Source organism: Candidatus Nitrosocaldus islandicus (assembly GCF_002906215.1).
Classification (GTDB): domain Archaea; phylum Thermoproteota; class Nitrososphaeria; order Nitrososphaerales; family Nitrosocaldaceae; genus Nitrosocaldus; species Nitrosocaldus cavascurensis.
Window position 1 is genome coordinate 461,496 of the sequence record NZ_CP024014.1, and the last position, 24,609, is coordinate 486,104.

The 24,609-nt window shown below is 42.3% G+C and carries 31 protein-coding genes and 2 tRNA genes; 23 read left to right on the forward strand and 10 right to left on the reverse strand.

Translation table 11 applies throughout. From position 1 onward, the window contains the following. Positions 1-45 precede the first annotated feature (45 nt). Both CRG89_RS02450 and CRG89_RS02455 read left to right on the forward strand, forming a co-directional pair. Positions 46-462, forward strand: coding sequence for a hypothetical protein (locus CRG89_RS02450; protein WP_197706597.1), 417 nt, complete (start codon positions 46-48; stop codon positions 460-462). Between the two features lie 69 nt (positions 463-531). Then, a tRNA-Gln gene (locus tag CRG89_RS02455) sits at positions 532-664 on the forward strand. Between the two features lie 336 nt (positions 665-1,000). Here the strand turns inward: CRG89_RS02455 and CRG89_RS02460 are convergent. The 4 genes from CRG89_RS02460 to CRG89_RS02470 all read right to left on the reverse strand — a co-directional run bounded on the left by CRG89_RS02460 (position 1,001) and on the right by CRG89_RS02470 (position 2,502). Beyond that, complete coding sequence (locus CRG89_RS02460) at positions 1,001-1,528, reverse strand: HD domain-containing protein (RefSeq protein WP_103286779.1); 528 nt, start codon at positions 1,526-1,528, stop codon at positions 1,001-1,003. A gap of 84 nt (positions 1,529-1,612) precedes the next feature. Beyond that, on the reverse strand, positions 1,613-1,876 hold the full coding sequence (locus tag CRG89_RS02465; RefSeq protein WP_103286780.1) for a hypothetical protein: 264 nt from the start codon (positions 1,874-1,876) through the stop codon (positions 1,613-1,615). Positions 1,877-2,013: 137 nt separating this feature from the next. After that, entirely contained in the window at positions 2,014-2,145 is a 132-nt protein-coding gene (locus CRG89_RS08940; protein ID WP_172437528.1) for a C2H2-type zinc finger protein, read from the reverse strand. 102 nt (positions 2,146-2,247) lie between these two features. Then, on the reverse strand, positions 2,248-2,502 hold the full coding sequence (locus CRG89_RS02470; protein WP_103286781.1) for a hypothetical protein: 255 nt from the start codon (positions 2,500-2,502) through the stop codon (positions 2,248-2,250). A 51-nt stretch (positions 2,503-2,553) separates the two neighbouring features. Here CRG89_RS02470 and CRG89_RS02475 point away from each other — a divergent pair, with 51 nt between their 5' ends. Further along, the gene (locus tag CRG89_RS02475; protein WP_103286782.1) at positions 2,554-3,105 is read left to right on the forward strand and encodes a cob(I)yrinic acid a,c-diamide adenosyltransferase; all 552 of its coding nucleotides are present in this window, start codon (positions 2,554-2,556) and stop codon (positions 3,103-3,105) included. An 86-nt stretch (positions 3,106-3,191) separates the two neighbouring features. Further along, positions 3,192-3,268 (forward strand) — tRNA-Phe (locus CRG89_RS02480). Positions 3,269-3,303: 35 nt separating this feature from the next. Here the strand turns inward: CRG89_RS02480 and bioA are convergent. Then, a complete protein-coding gene (gene bioA, locus CRG89_RS02485; protein ID WP_103286783.1) occupies positions 3,304-4,710 on the reverse strand; it encodes an adenosylmethionine--8-amino-7-oxononanoate transaminase in 1,407 nt (468 codons plus the stop codon). A gap of 451 nt (positions 4,711-5,161) precedes the next feature. Then, positions 5,162-6,610, reverse strand: a complete 1,449-nt coding sequence (locus CRG89_RS02490; RefSeq protein WP_158648670.1) for an SLC13 family permease — start codon at positions 6,608-6,610, stop codon at positions 5,162-5,164. Between the two features lie 82 nt (positions 6,611-6,692). Here CRG89_RS02490 and bioD point away from each other — a divergent pair, with 82 nt between their 5' ends. The 18 genes from bioD (at position 6,693) to CRG89_RS02570 (ending at position 20,431) form a co-directional block, all read left to right on the forward strand. Then, entirely contained in the window at positions 6,693-7,436 is a 744-nt protein-coding gene (gene bioD, locus CRG89_RS02495) for a dethiobiotin synthase (RefSeq protein WP_103286785.1), read from the forward strand. A gap of 56 nt (positions 7,437-7,492) precedes the next feature. Further along, a complete protein-coding gene (locus CRG89_RS02500; RefSeq protein ID WP_148695252.1) occupies positions 7,493-7,858 on the forward strand; it encodes a hypothetical protein in 366 nt (121 codons plus the stop codon). A 46-nt stretch (positions 7,859-7,904) separates the two neighbouring features. Further along, complete coding sequence (locus CRG89_RS08595) at positions 7,905-8,066, forward strand: hypothetical protein (RefSeq protein WP_158648671.1); 162 nt, start codon at positions 7,905-7,907, stop codon at positions 8,064-8,066. 257 nt (positions 8,067-8,323) lie between these two features. After that, positions 8,324-9,004, forward strand: a complete 681-nt coding sequence (locus tag CRG89_RS02505; protein ID WP_103286787.1) for a nucleotidyltransferase family protein — start codon at positions 8,324-8,326, stop codon at positions 9,002-9,004. Further along, positions 9,001-9,147 carry a hypothetical protein gene (locus CRG89_RS08600; RefSeq protein WP_158648672.1) on the forward strand — a complete coding sequence of 49 codons (147 nt, stop codon included), beginning with the start codon at positions 9,001-9,003 and terminating at the stop codon, positions 9,145-9,147. Before CRG89_RS02505 ends, CRG89_RS08600 begins: the two co-directional genes overlap by 4 nt. Then, entirely contained in the window at positions 9,077-10,093 is a 1,017-nt protein-coding gene (locus CRG89_RS02510) for an LLM class flavin-dependent oxidoreductase (RefSeq protein ID WP_103286788.1), read from the forward strand. Before CRG89_RS08600 ends, CRG89_RS02510 begins: the two co-directional genes overlap by 71 nt. Next, positions 10,080-11,234, forward strand: a complete 1,155-nt coding sequence (locus tag CRG89_RS02515; RefSeq protein ID WP_103286789.1) for a thiolase family protein — start codon at positions 10,080-10,082, stop codon at positions 11,232-11,234. The genes CRG89_RS02510 and CRG89_RS02515 overlap by 14 nt, the downstream gene beginning before the upstream one ends. Positions 11,235-12,410: 1,176 nt before the next feature. Further along, positions 12,411-12,605 carry a hypothetical protein gene (locus CRG89_RS02520; protein ID WP_103286790.1) on the forward strand — a complete coding sequence of 65 codons (195 nt, stop codon included), beginning with the start codon at positions 12,411-12,413 and terminating at the stop codon, positions 12,603-12,605. Positions 12,606-12,640: 35 nt separating this feature from the next. Continuing rightward, positions 12,641-12,814, forward strand: a complete 174-nt coding sequence (lysW/argW, locus tag CRG89_RS02525; RefSeq protein ID WP_103286791.1) for an alpha-aminoadipate/glutamate carrier protein LysW — start codon at positions 12,641-12,643, stop codon at positions 12,812-12,814. Further along, positions 12,802-13,701, forward strand: coding sequence for a lysine biosynthesis protein LysX (gene lysX, locus CRG89_RS02530; protein ID WP_103286792.1), 900 nt, complete (start codon positions 12,802-12,804; stop codon positions 13,699-13,701). The genes lysW/argW and lysX overlap by 13 nt, the downstream gene beginning before the upstream one ends. 78 nt (positions 13,702-13,779) lie before the next feature. Further along, positions 13,780-14,886, forward strand: coding sequence for a M20/M25/M40 family metallo-hydrolase (locus CRG89_RS02535; protein ID WP_103286793.1), 1,107 nt, complete (start codon positions 13,780-13,782; stop codon positions 14,884-14,886). A gap of 401 nt (positions 14,887-15,287) precedes the next feature. Continuing rightward, positions 15,288-15,548: a hypothetical protein gene (locus CRG89_RS02540; RefSeq protein WP_148695251.1), complete on the forward strand. Its 261-nt coding sequence runs from the start codon at positions 15,288-15,290 to the stop codon at positions 15,546-15,548. A gap of 107 nt (positions 15,549-15,655) precedes the next feature. Further along, positions 15,656-16,462 carry an AAA family ATPase gene (locus tag CRG89_RS02545; protein ID WP_103286795.1) on the forward strand — a complete coding sequence of 269 codons (807 nt, stop codon included), beginning with the start codon at positions 15,656-15,658 and terminating at the stop codon, positions 16,460-16,462. Positions 16,463-16,523: 61 nt separating this feature from the next. Next, a complete protein-coding gene (locus CRG89_RS02550; protein WP_103286796.1) occupies positions 16,524-18,071 on the forward strand; it encodes a vWA domain-containing protein in 1,548 nt (515 codons plus the stop codon). A 6-nt stretch (positions 18,072-18,077) separates the two neighbouring features. Further along, on the forward strand, positions 18,078-18,686 hold the full coding sequence (locus CRG89_RS02555; RefSeq protein ID WP_103286797.1) for an NUDIX hydrolase: 609 nt from the start codon (positions 18,078-18,080) through the stop codon (positions 18,684-18,686). Between the two features lie 78 nt (positions 18,687-18,764). Then, positions 18,765-19,829, forward strand: a complete 1,065-nt coding sequence (locus CRG89_RS02560; protein ID WP_103286798.1) for a DUF6925 family protein — start codon at positions 18,765-18,767, stop codon at positions 19,827-19,829. A gap of 65 nt (positions 19,830-19,894) precedes the next feature. Beyond that, entirely contained in the window at positions 19,895-20,053 is a 159-nt protein-coding gene (locus CRG89_RS02565; protein WP_103286799.1) for a 50S ribosomal protein L39e, read from the forward strand. 15 nt (positions 20,054-20,068) lie between these two features. Beyond that, complete coding sequence (locus CRG89_RS02570) at positions 20,069-20,431, forward strand: 50S ribosomal protein L31e (protein WP_103286800.1); 363 nt, start codon at positions 20,069-20,071, stop codon at positions 20,429-20,431. A 123-nt stretch (positions 20,432-20,554) separates the two neighbouring features. Here CRG89_RS02570 and CRG89_RS02575 read toward each other — a convergent pair whose 3' ends face one another. Further along, positions 20,555-20,728 (reverse strand): CDGSH iron-sulfur domain-containing protein, encoded by a 174-nt coding sequence (locus CRG89_RS02575; RefSeq protein ID WP_103286801.1) that lies wholly within the window; start codon positions 20,726-20,728, stop codon positions 20,555-20,557. Between the two features lie 74 nt (positions 20,729-20,802). Between CRG89_RS02575 and CRG89_RS02580 the strand changes: the two genes are divergently transcribed. Continuing rightward, on the forward strand, positions 20,803-21,429 hold the full coding sequence (locus CRG89_RS02580; RefSeq protein WP_103286802.1) for a metallophosphoesterase family protein: 627 nt from the start codon (positions 20,803-20,805) through the stop codon (positions 21,427-21,429). A 112-nt stretch (positions 21,430-21,541) separates the two neighbouring features. On the opposite strand, the gene mce is transcribed toward CRG89_RS02580, so the two are convergent. Genes mce through meaB form a run of 3 tightly spaced genes read right to left on the reverse strand, consistent with a single transcriptional unit; the run spans position 21,542 to position 24,563 of the window. Continuing rightward, positions 21,542-21,943 carry a methylmalonyl-CoA epimerase gene (gene mce / locus CRG89_RS02585; RefSeq protein WP_103287882.1) on the reverse strand — a complete coding sequence of 134 codons (402 nt, stop codon included), beginning with the start codon at positions 21,941-21,943 and terminating at the stop codon, positions 21,542-21,544. A gap of 36 nt (positions 21,944-21,979) precedes the next feature. Then, complete coding sequence (locus tag CRG89_RS02590; protein WP_103286803.1) at positions 21,980-23,647, reverse strand: acyl-CoA mutase large subunit family protein; 1,668 nt, start codon at positions 23,645-23,647, stop codon at positions 21,980-21,982. Beyond that, on the reverse strand, positions 23,640-24,563 hold the full coding sequence (gene meaB, locus CRG89_RS02595; RefSeq protein ID WP_103286804.1) for a methylmalonyl Co-A mutase-associated GTPase MeaB: 924 nt from the start codon (positions 24,561-24,563) through the stop codon (positions 23,640-23,642). Before meaB ends, CRG89_RS02590 begins: the two co-directional genes overlap by 8 nt. Between the last annotated feature and the right edge of the window lie 46 nt (positions 24,564-24,609).

Sequence of the window (24,609 nt, forward strand, 5' to 3'; positions counted from 1 at the left end):
TGGTGATAAGTAAATAATTATATTGTATAAACCTGTAACAAGCATGTGCTGAGAGAGGACAAGGATGGAAGGTATAAGCATATCAATAATAATAGTAGCAGTAAGGATGAGAGTAGCATTAAGAGCAAGGGCAAGAGTAGAGAGAAGGGTAAATATGCATCAAGTACAGAGAATAGAAGGTTAGTATGGAACAACATAGTCTGGCCACTCATACTTGAGTTGAACAAACCATGGTTCACGATAGAGGAGTATCATGCAAAGAGGGACGCATTCTGCTCTTCCTATGGTGATGAGATGAAGAGCAAGGTTGCTGGAGGCTTTGTCTCGTTAATAGTCAAGGGACTCCTGCTTAAGGATAAGGATAGAGAGGTGTACAGTATACACTGGAAGTTAGTGCCATACATGAGGAAGAGGCTATGGCTTGATTATGGGGAAGCAATAAGGCTGATAAGTACAAAGTAGGCTAGAGCATGAGAGTGCAGAATAAATAGAAAGACAGATAATGGAGTAGAATCATTCTATATCTACGGTAGCCCCGTCGTCTAGTGGCCAAGGAGGGCTAGGCCCTTGAGTGCCAGGCTCTGGATCCCGAGAGGTTATGGATAGAATAGGGTAAAAGAGGAGAGACCTGGTGACGGCAGTTCGAATCTGCCCGGGGCTACCACTCATTCGGTTCGTAGCCCATTATTATATGTGGATAGGGATATTAGGGATATCTACAACAGAGAGGCAAGGCCAAGGTATTGGTTTGAGAGGGCAAAGGAGTATGCTGAGATTTGTTTTGTTGTATAACTAAAATCCGCAATATATGTACTTATATAGGCAATAGATAAGCGTATTTAGTAAATTTAACATAGTTTATAGTGCTGATAACGTTAAGGAATTGCTATGTTATCAAGTTATGCAACAAAGCAGAATCTACAAGATAAGACCATCATCTTGTATTAACTTATTGATACCATTGTATGTAGTTGGATGAGATTGCAGATAGCATTGCTACTCAACTATTGATTGATGATAGTAACTTCCTTGCAATATCATCGCTCACATACGGCTCAGCGTAGGAGTAGAACCTCCTCAACACATCAGTATAGCCCATATCCTCATAGCATCTAGCCTGAATAACCATCTCAACCTTGTCAAGTTCATGTACAAGTCTAGCCTCCTCACTCCTGCAGTTGAGATATTCATCCCATAACCTTGAGTATTCATCCCTTAAACCTTCAGGGAGCATGGTGAGCAGTTTAAGCATAGCATCATGCTCCAGCATCCTCTTCTCCTTCTGCTCTATCTCCTCTGGCATATAATCACCTGTTATCGATTCTGCAATATCATGCAGGAGTGCCATCCTCATAGTCTTACATGTATCCAAGCCTTTAGCATCAGCAATGATCATAGCAATTAATGCTAGCATATATGAGTGATCTGCTACGGACTCAGCATCATCCCTACTAACATTTGCCTTTACAAGCCATCCCTTCCTCTTAACCCTCTTCAATCTACATGCAGTAAGGAAGAACTCTAGCATGAGATTACTACTAGCAGCCTAAAAATATATAATGTTATGGTTGATGGTTAATTCTTGGCTTCTCTAACGACTCTAGTATCTTCTTCAACTCAGCCATTGGTACATAACCACTAACACCATAGTAAAAAGTTCCTTCTGATCTATCACTGCTACTACTGCTGGATAGGATGATGGTTCACTGCTTATAACCTTACCATCCAATATTACTAGGCTATTCTTATCGCCAGCCTCCCAGCCCATTGCAGGGTTACCATTTATCTCAAATATCTGTATGAGATCACCTCTCTGCGATTCCGCCTTGAATACCTCTACACCTCTATCTATAACCTCCTCCTTAACCCTCTTCATATGCTCTACACCTCCATTAATTACACTAAATGGATATAGAAGTGTGCTACAACACTAATTATCATTATTGTAGCTATTTTCCTCATTATTTATAGAAAGATAGAAGTGATATATAGGTATAGAAAAATTTATTTCAACTAGAGCTTCCTTGTATCTCCTTCAAGCACCCCAGGCCCTATGTGCATCCTATCTATATGCTTTGATAACTCCTCCTTGCTGTTAAATGTTGATTCACAGTAGGGGCATCTAACCTTTGATTCTTTGCTCATACTTGAAATATGGTGAATGAAGTATATATGCTATGCATAGATTATCATTACTGAAAGTATTCATGCTTTCAGGACGAATCATTTGGAGCATATAATGCGTGATCAGTTACTTACTATATACTCACCATTGCTCTTTCCTACATCGCTACCTGCTATCTTTGAGAGTTCATTGATTATGCTCTTAAGCACGTTACCCTTTATGAGATCATCTGTAGCCTCCCTTATATCCACCTTAACACTACTACTCTTGCCCAGTATATAATAATCTATTATAATAGCAGATATAGCAAGAACTATGGCCATGCTAAAACTCATCATCGTTAGAGCAAATACATACCTAGCATGACCCATGCCCATGATTGATGGGGAGAAAGTTACGTTTAAACCTTATCATGTAATACCATACGCATGGCAAAGATATACACTAGAGGAGGGGATAAAGGCTACACATCATTACTTGGTGGGAAGAGGGTATCAAAGGCAGCATTAAGGGTGGAGGCATATGGCAATATAGATGAGTTGAACTCTGCCATAGGTTTATGCATATCATTCATAGATGAGGAGGATGTAAAGGTTGTGCTGGAAGGTGTGCAGAACGATCTCTTCATTGCTGGAGCGGAGTTGGCAGATCCAGATATGAGTGAATCAACACCTAAGGTAAGCATTGAGATGGTTAAGAAGCTTGAAGAGGTCATAGATAGGTATGAGGAGGAGGCAGGCTCTATAGCATACTTTATACTTCCAGGGGGAAGCAGAGAGGCTTCATTACTCCATCTTGCTAGAGCAATAGCAAGGAGGGCTGAACGTGTTATAGTTGCACTTAAGGATGAGAGTGGGAATGTGAGTGATAATCTTATTGCATATATGAACAGGCTCTCATCACTACTCTTTATCCTTGCTAGAGTTATGAACAGACGTAAAGGTGTAGAGGATGTACCATGGAAGAATAAGAAAGAGTAGGCAAGGCAAGACTAACAATAAATAACATTTCTGGCAGGTGACAAAAGCAAATAAATCGGTGTTGGATGAATTAATTACTCTAGCGTGCCGCCGTAGCTCAGCCTGGGAGAGCACTCGGCTGAAGACCGAGGTGTCGCGTGTTCAAATCACGCCGGCGGCACCAACAAGTTGTAGTTGTAGTTGTTGTTGTTATTATTGCTATACCAACTTGCTTATTGTACCAACAACCTCCAACGCCTTATCAATGAGCATATTCAACTCCTCTCTACCTATGGCAAGTGGAGGTACTATGAGCATTATATGACCCAATGGTCTAATGAAGAGACCACGCTTGAGAGCCTCCTCCATTATAGCATAGTTTATCCTTCTCCCATCAGAGAGGGTTAATAGGGGGTCCTTGCTCTTGCTATTACTCTTGCTATTGCTATTGCTATTACCCTTAACCAGTTCAATGGCAGCAAGCATACCCTTATGCCTAACATCCCCAACTATAGGGTAGCCTCTGAACTCCTCAAGCCTCTCAGCCAACAATGCTGAACTACTCTTAACCTTTGAGATCAACCTTTCCTGCTCATACAGTCTTAGGTTTGCTACTGCACATGCACATGCTATAGGATTGCCAGTGAATGTATGTCCATGGAAGAGATGCTTCCCCTCATCATACTTGCCAAGGAATGCATTGAAGATCTCATCACTTGCTAGAGTTGCTGCCAAAGGCAGATACCCCGCTGTGAGCATCTTCCCAAACGCAACTATATCTGGCATGCTATCCTGAGCAATGTACTCAACCATGGAGCCTAACCTTCCTAGCCCTGTTGCAACCTCATCCAGCACAAGTAGCGTATCATACCTCTTGCATAACCTACTAACCTCTCTCTGATACCCATCTGGGTATACTATTACTCCTCCAGCTATCTGTGCACCACTCTCCATTACTACTGCTGCTACCCTACCCTCACCTCTCTTCAGTTCATGCTCAAGCATATCTATGCAGTACTGCACATAGTCAGCATCGCTCATCTCCCTGCTCTTCCTGTATAGATAGGGAGAGGGTACATGCCTAACCTTGAAGAGCAATGGCTTGTAAGGTTTGAAGAAGTGCTCTATATAGCCTATGGACATTGCTCCTATTGTATCTCCATGGTATCCATTCTCTAATGCAATGATCTCTCTCCTCTTATTACTTCCTAACTTGTTATACCAATACTGTATAGCCATCTTTATCGCTACCTCCATTGCTGTTGAGCCATCATCACTGTAGAATACCTTGCCCATACCCTTTGTCATCTTTACAAGCAATTCAGCAAGCACTATTGAAGGTTCATTACATAGACCAAAGAGGGTTGAATGCTGCAACACCTTAGCCTGCTCTACTATAGCATCTACAATCTCCTTCCTTGAATGCCCCCATACATTGCACCACATGCTTGCTACCCCATCAAGATACCTATTGCCCCTATCATCTATAAGGTAGAAGTCCTCTCCCCTAACTATAACTGGTGCATCAATCCTAAACCAATCGCTCATCTGTGTGTATGGATGCCATACGTATGCTTTGTCTTTGGTTTTAAGATTACCGTTTTTATACGTATAATGCTCATGCATACTATACAGTCTTTATTACATATACATAATCTTATCCTCTTGTTAGAGCTTGTTTGAAACATGGGTTAACATACAATTAGAATAAATCAGAATAAAAATAGATAGGATTGGTTGATCAATTATACCAGTTTCTATGCTACTGTATCGTTGCATCATGCAATGGTATCTAATTCTTGATGTATGTGTTGAGAGATACTGGAGCCATTATATTAGGGATTTGATTACTGTATTATGTTCAAGACTGTATACATAGCTTCGTGAATCACCAACCTTGCCATATGGGGTATTGTTAGAGATTACAATCCATTGATGAGTGCCTCCAGAGGTTGGAATGTGAGTGAGTGAGTACGTGAGTAATGCAACCAGGGCAGGAGGGATGTTGGTAATCGGTATGTATGTTATGGAGATGGATAAGGATATGAAGAAAGAAGAGAGGAGAGGCATAATGATATTAGAATCTAACATATGGTGTTATAATGTATATAATTGCTGTTATCACTGCTATACTTAAGAGGTTCATTATGAACCCCATCCTTATCATGTACGCTACAGTAAGGTAGCCAGATGCAAATGCCATAGCATTTGGAGGAGTTGCTACTGGGAGCATGAAGCTTAGGGTCGCTGCTAGCGTTGCTGCAAGCATGAGTTGCAATGGCTCCATACCAATATGCTCTGCTACACTGCTAACTACAGGAAGCATGAGTGTTGCTACTGCTGTATTACTCATCAACTCAGTTATGAATACAGTTACTGCTGTTATGAATAGTACCATGAGTGAAGGACTTGCCTCTATGGCTAGGGATGATGCAACGATCTTGTCTAACCCTGTTGCTGTGAATGCATTTGCAAGTGCAAGGCTTCCTCCTATGAGCACTAGCACACCCCAGGGTATCCTTGATGCCTCATCCCATGTTAAGAGCCTAACCTCTCCTACTCCTGCTCTACCCTTATCCTTTACGCTAGCACCATCCTCCTTACTCTCATCTGAATCCTTAACCCTTATTGCAAAGAGCAAGAGTGCTGCAGATACTGCTATAACAGCATCATCAATACTTGGGAGGTATGAACCCCATACACTTCTGCTCATCCATGCTGCTATGGTTGCTATGAAGACTGCTAGAACAGCCTTCTCCCTCCTGCTTATCCTTCCAAGTCTATTGGCTTCGTTGATAACAACATCCCTACTCTCTATAATCTTAACATCCCTCAACCTATGCACGTAAAGCAGGTAGAGCCAGAGTAGTAGCAGGAGTATTGAGCCTACTGGAAGCCCTATAGGGAGCCATGAGAGGAATGTTACATCATAACCCATATTGCTTGCTATAGATGCAAATATCAGATTTGGAGGTGTGCCCACAAGTGTAATAACCCCTCCTATGCTTGCAGAGTATGCTATGACTATCATAAGCGCTGGTGCAATCCTCCTCCTATGCCCCTCCTCCATAACCGATATTATCGATAATGCTAAAGGGATCATCATTGCAGCAACTACAGTATTACTCATGAACGCACTAAGGAGAGCAGTAACTAGGATGAACCCTCCTAGCATGCTCTTGCTATCATTGCCTAGGATGAGTAGCATCCTTATAGCAAACCTCCTATGCAACCCTGCCATCTCTATTGCTCTAGCAAGCATGAGGCTACCAAGTAGGAGGAATATAGTCCTATCAGCATAGTTCACAGCAATACTGCCTATCTGCATAACGTTGGATGCTGGGAGCACAACCAATGGGAGTAGTGCAGTTGCATACAGTGGGATAGCATTAGTTATCCACCATACAACCATCCATGCTACCAATGCCAACACTGTCCTTGCACCTACATCTATAACTATCATCCCTCCCATGAGGAATACTGCAAGGAATACCAGTGGACCTAGCACTAGACCAAGTAAGTTCATCTTAATGCTAACACCATTCATTCAAACCAAACAGATGATAAACTAGCCCACAAATAAATATAATAATTAAGATGGATGCATAATGGATATTGGTACTAGCATTAGCATCGATGATGATGATGGATGGAGCAATGGTAGTGGAGGCGGAGTATTCGTAACTGGTACAGATACTGGCGTAGGCAAGACGCTGGTTACAGCAGCGATAGTCCATGCTTTACGTAGCGATGGTATAGATGCTGTAGGGATGAAGCCAATAGCAACGGGTATAGATAGAGATGTAGTATTCAAGTCTACAGATGCTGAGATCATTGCAAAGTACTCATGCCTAAGCAGTGAGGAGCATGAACTTGTTAACCCTGTATTCCTTGCTTTAGAGGCAGCACCATACATGGCAAGTATTGTGCTTAAACAGGATGTTGATATTGAGAGAGTATTCAAAGCATACAAGAGGTTGAAGGAGAGGCATGAGTTCATCGTTGTAGAGGGTATAGGTGGCGTTATGGTACCGATAAAGAAGGATTACTATGTACTTGACCTCATAAGAGATCTTGAATTGCCAGCACTGATAGTTGCTAGAGCAAGGCTAGGAACTATAAACCATACACTGCTAACAGTTGAGGCATGTAAGAGAAGAGGGGTTGAGGTTATTGGTATAATAATGAATATGATAGATCACAGCAGTATTGTTGAGGTTAATGCTGGAAGCATTATACAGGAGTTGAGTAGGGTACCAGTTATAGGGAGTATACCATACATAAAGGAGATGGGTGTTGATGATATACCATACATTGCAAAGTATATAAGGTATGACCTTCTGCTAACATAACTCATCTAGCATATGCAGTATTATAGTTTATTAACGGGATGACATCAATATATATCATGTTGAAGATTGCAAAGGGTCTTGTTATAGCTGCTCTAGTACTCCTCATAATATACGGTGTAGATGAGGCAGCAAGCAGGAGCATGGATGGAGAGGGTGCAAAGGAGACTGGGTTTCTGCCTGTCAATGCAATGGTTAGAGGGTTAGCATTTGGAGGTTCTGCTATAGCACTATCCATAGCAACGTTCTTCATTGCTAGAGAGGTCTCAACCTTTGTGTGGATAATGCTCATCATAAATGGTGTGTTGATAGCAATAGGAGGAGCTGTTGCTGGCTCAGCACCTGTAACAGGGCTTGGTGCACTTGTGATAGCATTAGGAATAATAAAGAGGTTCAGAGATGCAAAGATAGCAAGGATGGTATGAGCAGAATAAGAATTTATAAATAGTATATGCTTAAACCATACAATTAATGGTAGAGTGTGTGAGATGTCATAGAGATACTAATGAATTTGTGCTAGTGCCTGTAGAGCAGAAGGTTTACATAATATGTCATGATTGTGTTAGGGAGATAATAAGGAAGTATGTTGAGAGTATAAAGGATAAGGGCTTCTCAGATATAGATATGACTTGATATATTTATCACAATGTATTATAAAGTAATATAATGCCTATATGCCCAATATGCAAAAGGGAAGTGAAGAGGATGCTTTCATGTGAGCATACCAATGATGAGGAGGTGTGCGTAGAGTGTTATCAGGAGATACACTTCAGGTTAACTGAATAAGTAAGTAACAGTTACCAATGTAGAAGCATGAAAAAGCATCATAGAGTTGATAGTAGGATAGCAAAAGGATGAGTTTATTATAAACCTGTTTTGCATCTTCTTCAATGAAGGCTATAATACTTGCTGGAGGGTTTGGGAAGAGGTTGAAGCCTCTAACTGATGATAGACCAAAGCCAATGGTTGAGGTACTTGAGAAGCCAATAGTAGCATGGCAGATAGAATGGCTCAAACTCAATGGTATAGATGAACTTATACTCTGCGTTGGCTACATGAGAGAGCGTATAATGGATTATCTTGGCAATGGTAGCAGGTACTCAGTGAGCATAGATTATGTTGTTGAGGATGAACCATTGGGTACTGGAGGGGCTATTAAGAATGCTAAACCCCTTCTGAATGGTGAGGAGAGGTTCATAGTTGTTAATGGTGATATCATAACCGATCTTAACATAGCAAGGATGGTTATGATGCAGAACAATAGCATAGCTGTGGTTCCATTACCAAGCCCATATGGAATAGTTGAGATGGGTAGTGACTCAAGGATAACTGGTTTTAGGGAGAAGCCTAAGCTTGATCAGTTCTGGATAAATGCTGGAGTCTACTGCCTTAACCATGATGTACTAGCATACCTTCCAGATAAGGGGAGTATAGAGTATGATACATTCCCGCAACTAGCAAGCAAGGGGATGCTTTATGCTGTAAAGTATAAGGATGTGTACTGGAGATCTATAGATACACACAAGGATGTTGAAGAGGCAAGTAAGGAGTTGAAGGAGTACAAAAGATGATTATAGAGATGGGTAATAATAATAGTATAAGCAATAGCGATAGTAGAAGAAGAGGAAGAGGAAGAAGAGGAGATGAAGGAAGGAGAAGGGGAAGAAGGAAGGAGAAGGAGGATAGGGATAAGCCTAGGGATGCTCTTGGATGATAGACAGGTTATAGAGTATGCAAGGAGAGCAGAGAGCATGAATCTGCACTCCATATGGGTGCCAGAGTCATGGGGTAGAGATGCGTTTGTAACACTCTCATACATAGCATCACTAACGAGAAGTGTTATGCTAGGTACTGCTATAGTCAACATATATGCTAGGAGTGCAGCAAGTACTGCAATGGCAATTAACACTCTAGATCTATACTCTAATGGTAGAGCAGTGCTAGGTTTAGGAGCAGGGAGCAAGAGGCTTGCTGAGGACTGGCATGGTTTAGAGTTCAAGAATAATATAGCGAGGATGAAGGAGTATGTTGATGTTATAAGGCTTATATCAAGAGGGGAGAGGGTTGATTACAATGGAAGAGTTGTAAAGGTTAAGGGTATGAGGCTAGGCTTTAAGCCTCTAAGGAGCAATATACCAATATACATAGCAGCAACCAACCAAGGTATGCTAAAGCTTGCTGGTGAGGTTGGTGATGGCGCAATCCTATTCCTCATGCCTATGAATGAGTTGGATAAGCAAGTTAGGATGCTAAAGGGTATAAATCCAAGGTTAGATGTTGCATTAGTTCTTATAACAGCAGTCTCTAACGATGCTCAAAGGGCTATTGAGAGGGCTAAGAAGAGCATAGCGTTCTACACTGCAGTAGGCTCTATATACGCTAGATTCTTGGCAGAGCATGGATTCAAGGATGAGGTTGAGCATATAAGGGAAGAGTATAGGAGGAATGGACTCAAGGATATACACATGCTTGTAAGTGATAGAATGCTCAGCTCACTTGCATTGGCAGGTAGCATAGATGATTGTATAAAGCAACTTAGATCGTTCATAAAGGGTATAGATCTACCCATACTTCTTATAAATCCAGTATATAATGCTGAGGAGGATTACATCGTATTTGAGCATATGATGGAGGAGGTGGTTAGAGATGAGGGATGCTGATGTTAATGTCAATACTAATGCTAATGTTGCTATAGTAGGCTATGGTTTAGCAAGGTTCAACAGGGATGAGGCTTCAAAGTACTCACTCTATGAACTTGCTCTCCAATCTGTTGTTGATATGTTTAGCAATATGGAGTATGATGCAAGATCATTGAAGGATGGGATAGATGCTCTAATAACCTCAACAACAGATAGCAGTACATATACAGCAAGCATACTTGCTGATATGCTAGGCATAAGGGCAAGGATAGTGAATAGGGTAGAGAGTATGTGTAGTTCTGGAGCAGATGCGCTAATAGCAGCATACTCATACATAGCATCTGGACTATCCAATCTAGCACTTGTTGTTGGGTTTGATTCTAGCAACTCAGGTATGCTCTTGGACTGGGATGTAGCAAGAGGAGATATGAGGCATCCTGCACACTGGGCTGCATTGTATGCTAAGAAGCATATGCAGGAGTTTGGAACAAGCAGGGAGCATCTTGCCATGGTTGCTGTTAAGAACAGAAGGAGTGCTTTAACGAATGAGAAGGCATACTTTTATGACAAGGGTGCTGTAGATGTTGATGATGTGTTGAGATCAAAGCCTGTAGTTGAACCATTAAGGCTCTACGATTGCTCTATAGCATGTAATGGAGCAGCATCTATACTCTTGGCAAGTGCAGATATTGCAAAGAGTGTATGTAGAGAACCAGTATGGATAAAGGGTATAGGCTCAAGTAGCATTGGTGCTAGTATAAACAGCATAGATCTTACAACGATGCATGTAACTGTAGATGCTGCAAGACAAGCGTACAAGATGGGTAATGTAAGACCAGAGATGGTTGATGTTGCTCAAGTCCATGACTCATTCACAATACTTGAGATACTAGCATATGAGGATCTGGGCTTCGTTGAGAAGGGTAAGGGAGGTTATGCTGTAGAGGGTAGGATAAGTATACCAGCAGTTAATACAGATGGAGGTGTATTGGGTAGAGGGCATTCATCTGGCGCAACTGGCATTGCCCAAGTTGTTGAGGTTACAAGACAGTTGATGCACAAGGCAGGAAGTAGGCAGATAAAGGATTGTAGAATAGGGTTGGTGCATAACATGGCTGCTGCTGGAACACATGCAAGTGTTATATTACTTGTACGTGGTTGATAGTCTGTTATACAGTATAGCATGATGCTAGACCATATCATCTAAGTTATAAACAATCTAATCTCACCATCTTGTGATTGTCAAGATAATACTGATACCATTGAATTGCCAATAATTAGAATTGAGATATAGGGAAGAGATCATCTATACTAATAGATGTACTACTAACATAACATCTTGTAGTAGGTAGTAGTAGATAGGTTAAGCAGTTAAAAGATCAAAGTGATCAATAGTATATACTAGCAAACAGTTCCTATACTAAGTGCATCTACTTACTTATCACGCAATCAAGATAATCCTCTTCTCCAGATTGTATATCTATGAATAATGTTAGATCTGTTTAGATGATGGATGATCTTAAAGGAAAGTTATTGTATGTAGAATGCTCCAAGCCTTCTCTTCAGCATTGCAAACTAGGATTCTATGCTATTCCTCTTACCTCTAGCAATGCTCACTCATACTCTAAGCCTAGCATTAATGCATCTACTAATACATACCATGCCTTATCTACCAGTATTAATGGTTTATCCTCAGAGTACTTGAGTATCTGCTTGAATATCTCTGCGTCTAATGAGCTTAGTGTATGATACCATTAAAGCAAGTATATCTTTTGCATCGACATCTCTAGCATAATACATAGACATGCTCACCATTAAGCTTTGTCTTGCTTATCTACTGTAATAATCCTCCTATACTTCTTCTCAGGCTTCTTTAATATGCTCTTAAGAGCATGGTACCACTCATTGCCTAACAGCTTCATATGATAACCTTCCATCTAATATGCTCTTAATGATAAGCCAGAGTAGTGCAAAAGTGCAGCAAGAACTATATCCTCTAAAGGTACCTTATTCCTCTTGAATATATTGGACTCTCTTACTAGGCTAATAATGTAGTCTAATCCATTTATGAGAGTAATTAGAATAGCAAGCATAAATGTTATCTTGACAATCCCATTGTAATGAGCTGTAGGATATACATAGAGCCAAATACAAATGTTAGACCAGTTGTTCTAGCAGTATATTATGATCCTTTGTAGAAAGATGAGCAGTATAGAGTTGAATAATAATAATACTCCTAATTGCTATTCATATGGAGGAGGTGTAACATGCGGCTCGTGCTGTTTATGCTATATACCCACCTCCTCCACCAGGCTACTACTATACTGAGAGAGTTTATTTGGCAGAGAGATGGATTATAGATGGCAACAACTTCCATATAGAAGCGTCAATAAACCCATCGATGAGGGATGATGTCTATACCATCTTACTGGTTACTGATATAAATGGAGAACAGGTCCCACTAGCCTCCTATAGCATAGTCTACAAGGATGGTAAATGGGTTGATCTACCATCATATGCTAGAGGTGTTTAGCAAAGTATAATTAACCTCTCATTGACTAGCCTGTTATGATCAAAGTTAGATGCCTTGAGTGCGAGGCGGATCTTAAGGTACCTAGCGATGCAATAGAGGGTGAGATACTCACATGCCCAGACTGTGGAGCAAGTTACGAACTTGAGAGGCAAGGGGAAGGATTTAATATCAAACCTGCGCAAGTCGTTGGAGAGGATTGGGGTCAGTAAGCAAACTCTACATACTCTACGATCTAGTAAGGTGGGAGGAGAAGGCACTCTACGAGGCTGCAGTAAGGAAGGGCTTGTACGTTAAGATGCTCGATAGCAAGGATATTTTGATTGATCTTAATGGCAATAGTAGCAACAATAGTAGTAGTATAATCCATGGCTCTAGCATAGAGGTTGATGGCCATAATAGCATACTCTTGCAGAGATGTGTTAGTTACTTTAGGAACCTCCATCTCACTGCTGCACTAGAGGGCAAAGGTTACAGGGTGATAAACCCATTCCAGTGCAGTGTTATAGCAGGGAACAAGCTCTTTGCTCATCTAGCCCTTGTTAAGCATGGTATAAAGGCACCTAGGAGCATGCTTGCATTCACACAGGATACAGTCTTCAAGGCAATAGATGCTCTAGGCTACCCTGTTGTGCTTAAACCCACAGTTGGTAGTTGGGGTAGGCTTATAGCACTGATAAGGGATAGGGATGCTGCTGAAGCAGTTGTTGAGGATAGAGAGCATATGTTCCCCCTATATCAGATATACTACCTTCAAGAGTATGTTAGAAGACCACCAAGGGATATAAGGGCAATAGTTGCTGGTGATAGAGTGCTTGGAGCGATATACAGGTATGCTGGAGATGGGCAGTGGAAGACAAACATGGCTCTAGGAGGTAAAGCAGAGCCATGTCCAATAAGCAAGGAGTTGGAGGATACATGCATAAGGGCATGCAAGGCAGTAAATGGTGAGGTTGTTGGTGTTGATCTCATGGAGGATGAGGCTAAAGGATTGCTTGTTCATGAGGTCAATCCTACAACTGAGTTCAAGAACGTTGCTAGGGTATCTAATTCAAAGATAGCAGATGAGATGATAGACTATATAGTGCAAAGAGAATAGGAGGAGGGAGAGGTAGAGGTAGAGGGAGAGAGGGAGGAGAGAGGTAGTAAGGGAGGAAGGGAGGAAGAGAGGAAGAGTATGGTTACAGTATCAAACTCGTATGCAATAGAACTCCTCAAGCAAGCATTGGAGTTGTACACTCCATCAAAGCAGGAGTATCCCTTGGCAAGGCTTATTGCTGAGAAAGCATCAAGCGAACTTGGCTTCGAGCATGTTCACATGGATGATGTTGGTAATGTTATAGCAAGGAAGGGCTATGGTAGTCCTAGGGTACTCCTCTGCGGGCATATGGACACTGTTCCAGGGTATATACCTGTAAGCATAAGGGATGGGCTGATATATGGGAGAGGGGCATCTGATGCAAAGGCTCCCCTTCTAGCATTGTTGCTTGCAGCATCACTTGCTAGGGACTGTGGTACTATAACCTTTGCTGGACTTGTTGATGAGGAGGGTAATGCAACAGGGATAAAGAATCTGATGAGGAATAGCATAGATGCTGACTATGCCATATTTGGTGAGCCTAGCGGGTTGGAGAAGATAACTATAGCATACAAGGGGAGGGTAGCGTTCAACATAACATGCGATGTTGGTGATAGTGCACATGCAAGTGCACCAATGCTTGCTGGTAATGCCATAGAGGAGGCTTATGAACTCTGGCAGAGCATAAAGGATGCACTTGCTAGCATGAACAACAAAGGCTTAACATACTGTATAACAGAGATAAAGGGAGGCAGTAGTCATAACGTAACCCCTGCAAGATGCTCCCTAACCATAGATATCAGGGTTCCAAACGGGTTAAGTACATTGAACGTGCTTAACCTACTCGACCTTACACTTAACAGGGTAGCAGAGAAGAAGGGTATCAAGGTAGAGTATAGCATAGAGGATAGGACAGAGGCATTTGAGGCAAGGCATGACTCGCCCCTTGTTAGGGCACTTGTACTTGCAGTGATGGATGTTAGAGGCAAGAGACCAATGCTCATAAGGAAGAGCGGTACAGGGGATATGAATATTCTAGGCAATGCTCTCAACATACCAATAGTCACATATGGGCCTGGTGATGCACACTCATCACATTCTGCAGATGAGCATGTGAGCATAGATGAGTATATAGCAAGCATAGATGTGCTGAAGAGAACGCTCTACCATCTCTCAAGACTGCATAAGAGGGAGATAGGTAGGTAGGTAAGTAGGTAGAGCAGTAGTAGTATGTTAATAGCATGCAGATAGAGAGGAGTTGTTATGGTTGGTTTAATTATCTGCTACTCATAATTTGTTGAATAACTACCTAACAGTGCTTTGTTGCACAACTATGAGATTCGCAATATATGTTCTGATATAGGCAATAATAAGCATATCTAGTAAATTTAACATGGTTTATAGTGCTGATAACGTTGTGGAATGACGATATTCACTAGTTATGCAACAAAGCAAGTATGAGCATTAAATAATTGATAAGGATGATAGTAGTATAGCCTGAATAACAGTGATAGACTAGTTATGCAACAAACCAAGCGTAAAATTAAAAGGATTTTATACCACATACCATACCCAATAATCGACACAGATTGGATGGGGAAGAAGAATTGAAGGAGGAGGGGGAGAGGAATAAGGATGCAAGGGGTGGTAGTGAAGAGGCAAAGGATAAACATATTATTGAACATAAGGGGCATGATGTTATATGCATGCGATGCAACCTGCTTGCATTAGAGTTCATAGACTATGAGAAGGCGTTAAAGAGCAAGAGACCAAGCATATATGCAAGGAACAAGTGTCTATGCATATACAAGGATGAGTTCTACTGCAACGACTGTAAGGTTAAGATAACGCTTGATGCTCTAACGTAGTCCTATCAAAGCTATACCTTAATGCTATAAAGGTTAACTAGCATCATGCTAGATGCTTGCTAGCACTAGGCAAACTTTATATTAATTAATATGCTATAAGAGGCTGTATGCTTAGCCAAGTTGAGCCAGTCTATATAGACTGGAATAACTCTCTGGAGATACTGAATAAGGCATATGATGCAGGCATATTCGTGCTTATAATAGGGGCAAAGGGTACTGGCAAGACAACACTGGTGAGAAAGTTTGCGCATATGCGTAATAAAGAACTGTACACAATAAACTTCTCTCTACGTACAAGGGAGAGCCATCTCATAGGTATGCAGACCATACACAATGGCAATGTTGAGTTCGTTGAAGGTCTGTTGATCAAGTCTATGAAGAATGGCTCCATACTCTACCTTGATGAGTTGAATGCTGCAGAGGCAGATGTACTGCTAAGGCTTGATGAAGCGTTAGATGATAGGAGGCAGATAGTGCTGAAGGAGGCAGGAGGGCAGATAATCAAGGCTAGAGATGATTGGTTCGTTATAGCAACTATAAACCCACTCTCCCACATGGGCACTAAGGAGTTGCCCCCACAACTCCTTAGCAGGTTCCCTGTTAGGATAAGGATGGAGTACCCTCCAGCAGAGACTGAGATGAAGATAATAGGTGCACATGTACAGTTGAGCAGCAAGGATGAGGAGATTGTAAGGAGAGCAGTAAAGCTTGCAAATACGCTAAGAGAGGCTGCATCTGTAGAAGAACTCTACTATAGCCCTAGCATAAGGGAGAGTATAGCATTTGCAAAGCTTATAAAGCAAGGGGTTGCCCCTAAACTTGCAGCAGAGGCTGTATTTGCAAATGTGTATGAGCAATGGGGGGAGACTGAGTATAGGAAGGTGATGGACTTGATAACATCGCTCTTCAGTTAGATATGCTTCAACCTCTCAATGTAATGGTTATTATTATCTTCTACATATATAAGAAGAGGATATGGTAAAGGATGATACCCTGCTTGATATAGGAACGTTCCTTATACATGCATGGTCTGGTAAGGATAGTGCTATCTTACGCATAGCAAGATCACAAAGGATAAACTATGAGAAGAATACAATAACCATCCCAAGCATGGATGTGTTTGCTGGGGATGAGTTCTCAAGGTATAGACAGTGGAGGGTAGCATGCTGGATTCTTGCAATGAGGTTCAAGTACTCAAGCAAGTACCTCTCTGATGATATAGCATTTGGGCATGTTCTCAATGCACTTGAGCAGAAGAGGGTAACCATACTTGGCTTGAAGGAGTGGCCTGGGATGCTTGATGAACTGCTCTACGATGAGGCAGTATCATGGCAGGATAAGCCGTTGGTTAACTCACTCTATGGCATACATAGAAGGGTTATAGCATTCTCTCAATACTTCCTCACAGGCTACATAAAGGGAGATCTTGATGGCTTCGACCTTGTCAAGGTTGAGAATGCAACTAGCATAGCAAATAAGATAGTTGATGAGGCTATAAAGAATGGGTATGGTACAGAATGGGTTGAGAAGCAAGTGCCTAAGGTCCTTGATGCCCTTGGTGCAAACCCACTCATAACCATACCAGTACCATTTGCAAGGGTAAGGATTGGGATAAGGTTGAAGGATGAGGAGGTGTACCTTGCACTTAGGAGACTACTCAGACTCAAGGATGAGAGCAACGATGAGTTAGAGAGAAGGGTTAGGAGCATAATGGATGGGAGGGAGGTTAGGAGGGAGTATGAGATGGTGAAGAGGATGAGTGCTATAGCAGGTAAGAGGGAAGAGGTTAGCATTGCTAAAGCGCTGGATGTGCCAGAGTTAGCTGATGATTATGCACAGTACGATCCAGATCTTGTGAATAGGCTGAAGAGGATGCTTAGAGATTGGAAGAGAGGTATGGTTGAACTGTATGCAAGTGCTGGGGATGAGCTTGATACTGAGATGTTAACAGTGCATGCAAATAAGCCATTCATAAGCGAGCAGGATATGAAGATTAAGGGTAGACTCTTGCTCCTGCTAGATCATTCAAGTAGTATCTCAAGTGATGAGCAAGAGTACAAGAGGGTCTTCACTGCACTCTGCAAGGTTCTTGATTATCTAGGTGTTAACTTTATAGCACTTGCATTCAACACTACAAGAGGAAAGGCTAGGTGTTGGGTTATAAAGGGTGAGGGGGAGCACTGGAGCAAGTCATGCGAGAGGAGGATGCAGGCAGTTAAGGCAAGTGGAGGCACACCTCTTGCTGAGGTTTATGAGAAGATCGAACCATTGGCTAGAGCATTCAAGCCAGATATATTCATGACGTTCTCAGATGGCGAGCCAAACGATCCTGCAGCAACAAGGGAAGCAATAAAGAGGTTCAAGGGGATGGGGATAGATATGGTCTCATTCGGGATAAGCAACAACACAGCAAGGGCATTGAGCATAGCACAGAACCTAAAGGATCTAGGCTATGATAGATGTGTAGCAGTAAGCAGGCTGAACGAGATACCAAAGAAGGTGCTAGCATTACTTGCAAGTTGATATACCATGCAGATGGATATTGATAGGATTACTCTAACAAGAGTACTTGAATCTAGACTTCATACAGGATATGCAAGCATAGGCATTAACAGTCTTGATGATTGCAAGGGGAAGAGGAGGATACCAGCAGCTGTACTCCTCATAATACACTTTACAGATGGTTATGCAAAGATAATCCTATGCAAGAGGAGTGAGAGGCTTAGGAACCATGCTGGACAGATATCCCTACCTGGTGGTAGATTCAAGCCTGAGGATGGTAGCCTATTGGATACAGCATTAAGGGAAGCAAGAGAGGAGATAGGTGTTGATATAAGCAAGGACTCTATACTAGGCTCCTTGGATGATGTTGATACATTCTCATCCAACTTCACAGTAAAGCCATTCGTAGCAGTTCTAGATAGCATAGGCAGTATCAAGATAGATGGGAAGGAGGTTGATTACATAATAGATGCTCCATTGGTTGAGTTGTTGAGTAGTATAAGCAGGGATGAGGAGCATGGATATAGAGAGGCTTACAAGTTCATATACAACGGGCATGTTGTATGGGGTGCAACTGCAAGGATACTCAAGCAGTTGAGGGATATACTTGAAGATGTTATTCCATTGCATCATTGATCCTACTTACAATATAAGATGCTTATAAGTAAGGGTATGATAGGGATAGGGTGGATGGATGGAGAGTGATGGTATTGTATGATGAATGCTCTGCCTGTAAGACTAGATGAGCAGATCAAGGATGTGCTGAGGAGTGCTGCAGTGAGGAGCGATGTAACATGGGCAATAGTTAGGGATGGTGCTGTTGCAGAGTTCTCAGTAGGCTCCCTGAATGATGTAAGGATCAGCATGGATAGGATAAGTGCAGAGAACGAGCATGGTGCGATGAGTCTTGATATGGGTAGCAATGGTAACATGTATGCTATAGTTGCTGAGAGTGCTGAGTATAGATGCACCCCATGGACACAGTGCATCTATCTATGCATGTACAGGGATGAGGCACGGATGAACTCTAGGGGAGTACTAACCTATGTAGGCAAGTATGATGATTATTGCTGCTCCTCCATCTGGGATATGGGTATTGGGGATGATACCCTTGATGTTTACATAATAGTGAAGGATGATGATCTAAACAGCATACTAAGGGAGATGGAGGGTAAGAATATCCTGAAGGAGCAATCTATACTGGATAAGATAGTGAAGGCATCTCCATACAGGCTATTCATGACAAAGAAGGCATCTATACTGGTCAAACAGAGGATAGGGAGTGTTGATGGTGCACATACACACCTCATGCCAGATGTAATACTCAACGGTATAAGGTATCCAACACCAGTGCCAGAGCAGATGAGTTGCATTGTACAGGTTGATCCATTTGCATCATTGATAGATTGCAATGGCAACTATCGTGCATGGAGTGTTGAGGATGATCCATTCCAGATGCTCCTGCAGAAGTACAACAAGGGTTATGCTGAGGAGAAGCAGAGGCTTAGGGATAATGTTCTTGATATGCTAATGAGGGGTAGTGATTATGCTGACCATGTAGAGTTGATGTATAAACGTGCTGATGCAAATAGCAAGGATATGCTCAGGGTAGTACTAGCACAGATTGCATGTGATTCAAGAGTAGAGCAAACTATTAGGATGAGTTCGGTCAAGATACTTACAAGGGTAGGTGCAGTTAACCTGCCTGCTGTTATTTCATGTATAAGGACTAACGGATCATCACCCTTATCAATAAAGAAGCAAGCAAGCACGATATGATAGGATGGAATAGAATAGAATAATTTAAAAAGCCCATCAGCGAGATGTTAGAGAGGTAGGCAGGTATGGGTTCAAGGAAGACAAAGCCTAGGAAGAACAGGCTGATGAAGAAGACCAAGCAGAACTCCCCTGTTCCACTCTGGGTTATACTCAAGACAAACAGAAGGGTGAGGAGGAATCCTCAGCAGAGGCACTGGAGGAGGAGTAGTGTTGATGTTGGTTAGTGAGAGTGAGATGGGATGAGTAGGGAGGAAGGGGTTGAGGAGAGGGTCTACACCATAAACCTTAGCAAGGTTGTACTTGCTCCAGATAACAGGAGGAGCAAGAGGGCTATAAACATGATAAGAGAGTTTGCTATTAGGCATATGAAGAGTGAAGAGGTTATAATAGATGAAGAGTTGAACGAGTTGGTATGGGCTAGGGGTATAAGGAGTCCACCAAGGAGGATAAGGGTTATTATAAGCAAGGATGCATCAGGAATAGTAACAGTCAAACCATACAAGCAGGAAGAGGAAGGTAAGAGTGTAGAAGAGAGGTCTAAGGAGAAGGAAGGTAGTAGTAGTAATGCTACAGATGCAAAGTCAAGCAAGACAGAAGGTTAATTACAAATAGAGGAGATTAGATAAGAGAAGGTTGAGAATAATAATATAATAAGAGGGTTAATCATATAACAAACTTAAAAATATTCTGATATACCTCAGCCTCACCAGACTACTATATACCTCTTATACCTCGACTATGTTAGAGGCACTTGCATTGAACCCAACCCTTCTATGTGAGCCATCACAGTACGGCTTATTGTTTGATGCACCACATCTGCATAATGCAGAGTGTGTCTTGCCATCCACCTCAACTACGTATGGTCCATTCTCTACAGCGTATATCCTTATCTTAGCCATGCTATACCTTATACCATAGTATATTTATACTTTGAAAAGGTTTATCAACAACCTGTAAGTTAAGGCAGGTAAGCATGGGTATTAGGATACTAGCCTTCTCAGATATCCATGGAGATAGAGCATTGGTAGCAAGGCTCAAGGATACTGTAAGCATCTCAAGAGCAAGCATAGATGTTGCTGTATGCTGTGGTGATATAACCCCAGTACATGGGAGCACTATAGAGGCAGCAAGGATGATAGGAGATCTAGGGGTAAGGACTCTAGTTGTACCAGGGAACTTTGAGATGCCCAATGATCTACGCATTGCATGCAAGGAGCTCAACTGGACAGATTTACATGGCAAGTACATAGAGGTTAAAGGTTATGTGTTTGCTGGGTGTGGAGGAGGCAACATAAGCCCATTCTCAACACCCTATGAACTTGGAGAGGATCAGTTCAATGAACTCTTGAGTAAGTTGAAGGGAATAAATAGGAATGGGAGGTTAGTGCTCTTAACACACTGCCCACCATATGGTGTAGTTGATGAGCCAAAGCAGGGTATGCATGTAGGCTCAAATGCTATAGCAAGTTATGTTATACAGGAGAAGCCATTAGCACAGTTCTGTGGGCATATACATGAACAGGGAGGCAAGGAAGGTATGCTCGAAGGTAGTCGTATTATAAACGTTGCAAGAAATATAAGGATAGTAGAACTCCCATGACCATGAACATGACCTACCAACCTGCTGCCTGCTTACCTTCCTGCTTGCCTACTACTTGTTTGCTTTGCTTGCTCACGCTTTTAACTTACCCATCTTTTATCCATCCATCTACCTATGCTACTGGATGAGGCTCGCACAACTCCATGAGCACTCCATGCATAGACTTTGGGTGTATGAACGTTATCTTCCTTCCATAACTTCCAGGTCTTATACCTCCTATTATCCTAACACCATTCCTGCTTGCATTCTCCACATCCTGCTCAAGGGTATCTGTGCATATGGAGATGTGATGTATACCCTCACCTCTCTCCTGCAGGAACTTCTTTATTGGGCTATCATCTGTTAGGGGCTCAAGTAGTTCTATCCTTGTATCCTCAAGTTGGAGCATAGCCAACTTCACCTTCTCATGCTCAACTACCATGATCTGCTTCCTATCAACCTTGAGTACCTTCTCAAATGTCTTCAGTGCTTCCTCAACATTATTGACTGCTATTGCAACATGGTCTATCCTCATGCTGAGGAGTTGCATAGAGAATTATATAAGAGTTCTTCAGATCACAAGCTTAGGCTGGTATACACCAAATACCCTCCTTAGTGCATTGCTTATCTCGCCAAGTGTAACATATGCCTTAACACTCTCAACTATGTATGGCATTAGGTTGTGACCCTTCTCAGCAGCCTCCTCCAGCCTAGAGATCATATGCTCAACCTTTGTCTTATCCCTCTTAGCCTTGAACTCTTTAAGGCGCTCAACCTGCTTCCTCTCCAGCGCTGGGTCTATCCTAAGCACTTCAGGCACCTCAGCCTCCTTATCCACGAACCTGTTTACACCAACTATTATCCTTGAACCCTCATCAACCTCCTTCTTTATCCTGTATGCATTCTCCCTTATCTCCTGCTGGAAGTAACCCTTCTCTATAGCCTTGAGAGAACCCCCCATGCGTTCTATCCTCCTTAGATACTTCCATACCCTCTCCTCTATCTCATCTGTTAGATACTCTATGTAGTATGAGCCTCCAAGTGGATCCACAACCCTTGTAACTCCGCTCTCATACGCTATTATCTGCTGCGTCCTCAACGCTATCCTAACAGACTCCTCAGTTGGCAATGATAATGCCTCATCCCTTGAGTTTGTATGCAGTGATTGGCATCCTCCAAGCACTGCTGCAAGTGCCTGTAGTGTAACCCTGATTATGTTGTTATCTGGCTGCTGTGCAGTTAGAGACTCTCCACTAGTCTGCACGTGGAAGCGAAGGTGCATGCTCTTCTCATTCTTTGCATTGTATCTCTCCTTCATTATAGTAGCCCATATCCTCCTTGCTGCTCTAAACTTGGCTATCTCCTCAAGTATGTCCATGGTGCAGCAGAAGAAGAATGAGAGTCTAGGAGCAAAGTCATCAACATTCAAGCCTCTCTCCAAGCATGCATCAACATATGCCATAGCATTTGAGAATGTGAATGCAAGTTCTTGAACAGCGTTTGCTCCTGCCTCCCTTATATGGTAACCTGAGATGCTTACAGGGTACCATGATGGCATATTCTTACTACAGAACTCCATAGAGTCAACGAAGAGCCTCATTGATGGCTCTGGTGGGTATATGTATGTGTTCCTTGCAATATACTCCTTGAGTATATCATTCTGGAGTGTACCTCTAAGCACGTTTATTGGTACGCCTTGTGACTCTGCAACACCTATGTAGAATGCTAGAAGGGTTGTTGCTGTTGAGTTTATGGTCATGGATGTGCTTACCTTATCTAGAGGGATACCATCGAAGCATCTCATCATATCATCTATACAACTTATCGCTACCCCAACCCTTCCAACCTCCCCTTCAGCCCTAGGATCATCCGAGTCATAGCCTGTCTGTGTTGGGAGATCAAACGCAAGGCTTAGCCCAGTCTGACCATTCTCAAGTAGGAACTTGAACCTCCTGTTAGTCTCCTCTGCACTCCCAAAGCCTGTATACTGACGCATGGTCCATATCCTCTCTCTATACATCTCTGGGTATATTCCTCTAGTGAATGGGTACTTGCCAGCATCCTCAACCTTCCTATCCCCATCCTTCCTCTTAACATCCCTGCTTGTGTATATCCTCTTCACCTTTATGCCAGAGTCGGTGAAGAGTACCTTCTCAGCAGTGTTATTGTTCTCTGCTGCTCTGCTACTGCTACTTCTTCTACTCCCATCCTTACTACTATTACTATTACTACTACTCATCCCTTATCACCTTTGCAACTATACTCTCAGCAGCATTGTAAGGATCCATCTCCTTCTTCAATACCTTCTCTATGATCCCACCCTCCTCCTTCTTAATCCTCTCCTGCACCACCTTGGATAGCATGCTAAGTATTATATCCATCAACTCACTCTCAACCCTCTTCCTCATCATCTCCTTATAACCATTGCTAAGCTTCTTGCTTAATGAGTGTTCCACAGCATCTATCAACTCATCTACACCCTTACCTGTCACTGCTACAGTCTTGAGTGCTATAGCATCCCTACCATCAACTACAAGTGATTTGATATCGTTGTAGAGTGCATTTGCACCTGAGATATCTGCCTTGTTAACAACGTAGATATCACCAATCTCTGTTAGTCCAGCCTTTATTGCCTGTATGCTATCCCCTGTCTGTGGGTTAAGCACCACTATGGTAAGATCAACTATGCTTGATATCTTCACATCCAACTGTCCAGCACCAACACTCTCAACTATTATCCTGTTGAACCCTGCAACATCAAGAACCCTTATTGCATCCCTTAATGCTGCTGATATCCCTCCACTAGCACCCCTAGATGCCATACTCCTTATGTATGTACCATCATCAAGTGCATGCTCCTGCATCCTTACCCTATCCCCTAGGATTGCCCCTCCTGAGATACTACTGCTAGGATCTACTGCTAGAACACCAACCCTGAACCCTCTAGCCCTATAGACACCTATCATCTTGCCAACTAGAGTGCTCTTCCCTGCACCTGCAGGTCCTGTAACGCCTATAACCCTTGCATTACCAGAGTGCTTGAATATCATCTCAACTATCTCCCTAGCCTGTATACCATCGTCCTCAAGTATTGATATAGCCTTTGCTATAGCCCAACGCTCGCCCTTGAGTAATGCATCAACTATGTTTGCCAATTGTATACTTTACTGCTGTAAGGTGTTAAAAACCATTCCTTATTGC

Bases quoted from the DNA above. Each gene is read 5' to 3' on its own strand.
- CRG89_RS02460 (WP_103286779.1), bottom strand. From the start codon at position 1,528: ATGCTAGAGTTCTTCCTTACTGCATGTAGATTGAAGAGGGTTAAGAGG.
- CRG89_RS02465 (WP_103286780.1), bottom strand. From the start codon at position 1,876: ATGAAGAGGGTTAAGGAGGAGGTTATAGATAGAGGTGTAGAGGTATTC.
- CRG89_RS08940 (WP_172437528.1), bottom strand. From the start codon at position 2,145: ATGAGCAAAGAATCAAAGGTTAGATGCCCCTACTGTGAATCAACATTT.
- CRG89_RS02470 (WP_103286781.1), bottom strand. From the start codon at position 2,502: ATGGGCATGGGTCATGCTAGGTATGTATTTGCTCTAACGATGATGAGT.
- CRG89_RS02475 (WP_103286782.1), top strand. From the start codon at position 2,554: ATGGCAAAGATATACACTAGAGGAGGGGATAAAGGCTACACATCATTA.
- bioA (WP_103286783.1), bottom strand. From the start codon at position 4,710: ATGCATGAGCATTATACGTATAAAAACGGTAATCTTAAAACCAAAGAC.
- CRG89_RS02490 (WP_158648670.1), bottom strand. From the start codon at position 6,610: ATGAACTTACTTGGTCTAGTGCTAGGTCCACTGGTATTCCTTGCAGTA.
- bioD (WP_103286785.1), top strand. From the start codon at position 6,693: ATGGATATTGGTACTAGCATTAGCATCGATGATGATGATGGATGGAGC.
- CRG89_RS02500 (WP_148695252.1), top strand. From the start codon at position 7,493: ATGTTGAAGATTGCAAAGGGTCTTGTTATAGCTGCTCTAGTACTCCTC.
- CRG89_RS08595 (WP_158648671.1), top strand. From the start codon at position 7,905: ATGGTAGAGTGTGTGAGATGTCATAGAGATACTAATGAATTTGTGCTA.
- CRG89_RS02505 (WP_103286787.1), top strand. From the start codon at position 8,324: ATGAAGGCTATAATACTTGCTGGAGGGTTTGGGAAGAGGTTGAAGCCT.
- CRG89_RS08600 (WP_158648672.1), top strand. From the start codon at position 9,001: ATGATTATAGAGATGGGTAATAATAATAGTATAAGCAATAGCGATAGT.
- CRG89_RS02510 (WP_103286788.1), top strand. From the start codon at position 9,077: ATGAAGGAAGGAGAAGGGGAAGAAGGAAGGAGAAGGAGGATAGGGATA.
- CRG89_RS02515 (WP_103286789.1), top strand. From the start codon at position 10,080: ATGAGGGATGCTGATGTTAATGTCAATACTAATGCTAATGTTGCTATA.
- lysW/argW (WP_103286791.1), top strand. From the start codon at position 12,641: ATGATCAAAGTTAGATGCCTTGAGTGCGAGGCGGATCTTAAGGTACCT.
- CRG89_RS02535 (WP_103286793.1), top strand. From the start codon at position 13,780: ATGGTTACAGTATCAAACTCGTATGCAATAGAACTCCTCAAGCAAGCA.
- CRG89_RS02545 (WP_103286795.1), top strand. From the start codon at position 15,656: ATGCTTAGCCAAGTTGAGCCAGTCTATATAGACTGGAATAACTCTCTG.
- CRG89_RS02550 (WP_103286796.1), top strand. From the start codon at position 16,524: ATGGTAAAGGATGATACCCTGCTTGATATAGGAACGTTCCTTATACAT.
- CRG89_RS02555 (WP_103286797.1), top strand. From the start codon at position 18,078: ATGCAGATGGATATTGATAGGATTACTCTAACAAGAGTACTTGAATCT.
- CRG89_RS02560 (WP_103286798.1), top strand. From the start codon at position 18,765: ATGATGAATGCTCTGCCTGTAAGACTAGATGAGCAGATCAAGGATGTG.
- CRG89_RS02565 (WP_103286799.1), top strand. From the start codon at position 19,895: ATGGGTTCAAGGAAGACAAAGCCTAGGAAGAACAGGCTGATGAAGAAG.
- CRG89_RS02570 (WP_103286800.1), top strand. From the start codon at position 20,069: ATGAGTAGGGAGGAAGGGGTTGAGGAGAGGGTCTACACCATAAACCTT.
- CRG89_RS02575 (WP_103286801.1), bottom strand. From the start codon at position 20,728: ATGGCTAAGATAAGGATATACGCTGTAGAGAATGGACCATACGTAGTT.
- CRG89_RS02580 (WP_103286802.1), top strand. From the start codon at position 20,803: ATGGGTATTAGGATACTAGCCTTCTCAGATATCCATGGAGATAGAGCA.
- mce (WP_103287882.1), bottom strand. From the start codon at position 21,943: ATGAGGATAGACCATGTTGCAATAGCAGTCAATAATGTTGAGGAAGCA.
- CRG89_RS02590 (WP_103286803.1), bottom strand. From the start codon at position 23,647: ATGAGTAGTAGTAATAGTAATAGTAGTAAGGATGGGAGTAGAAGAAGT.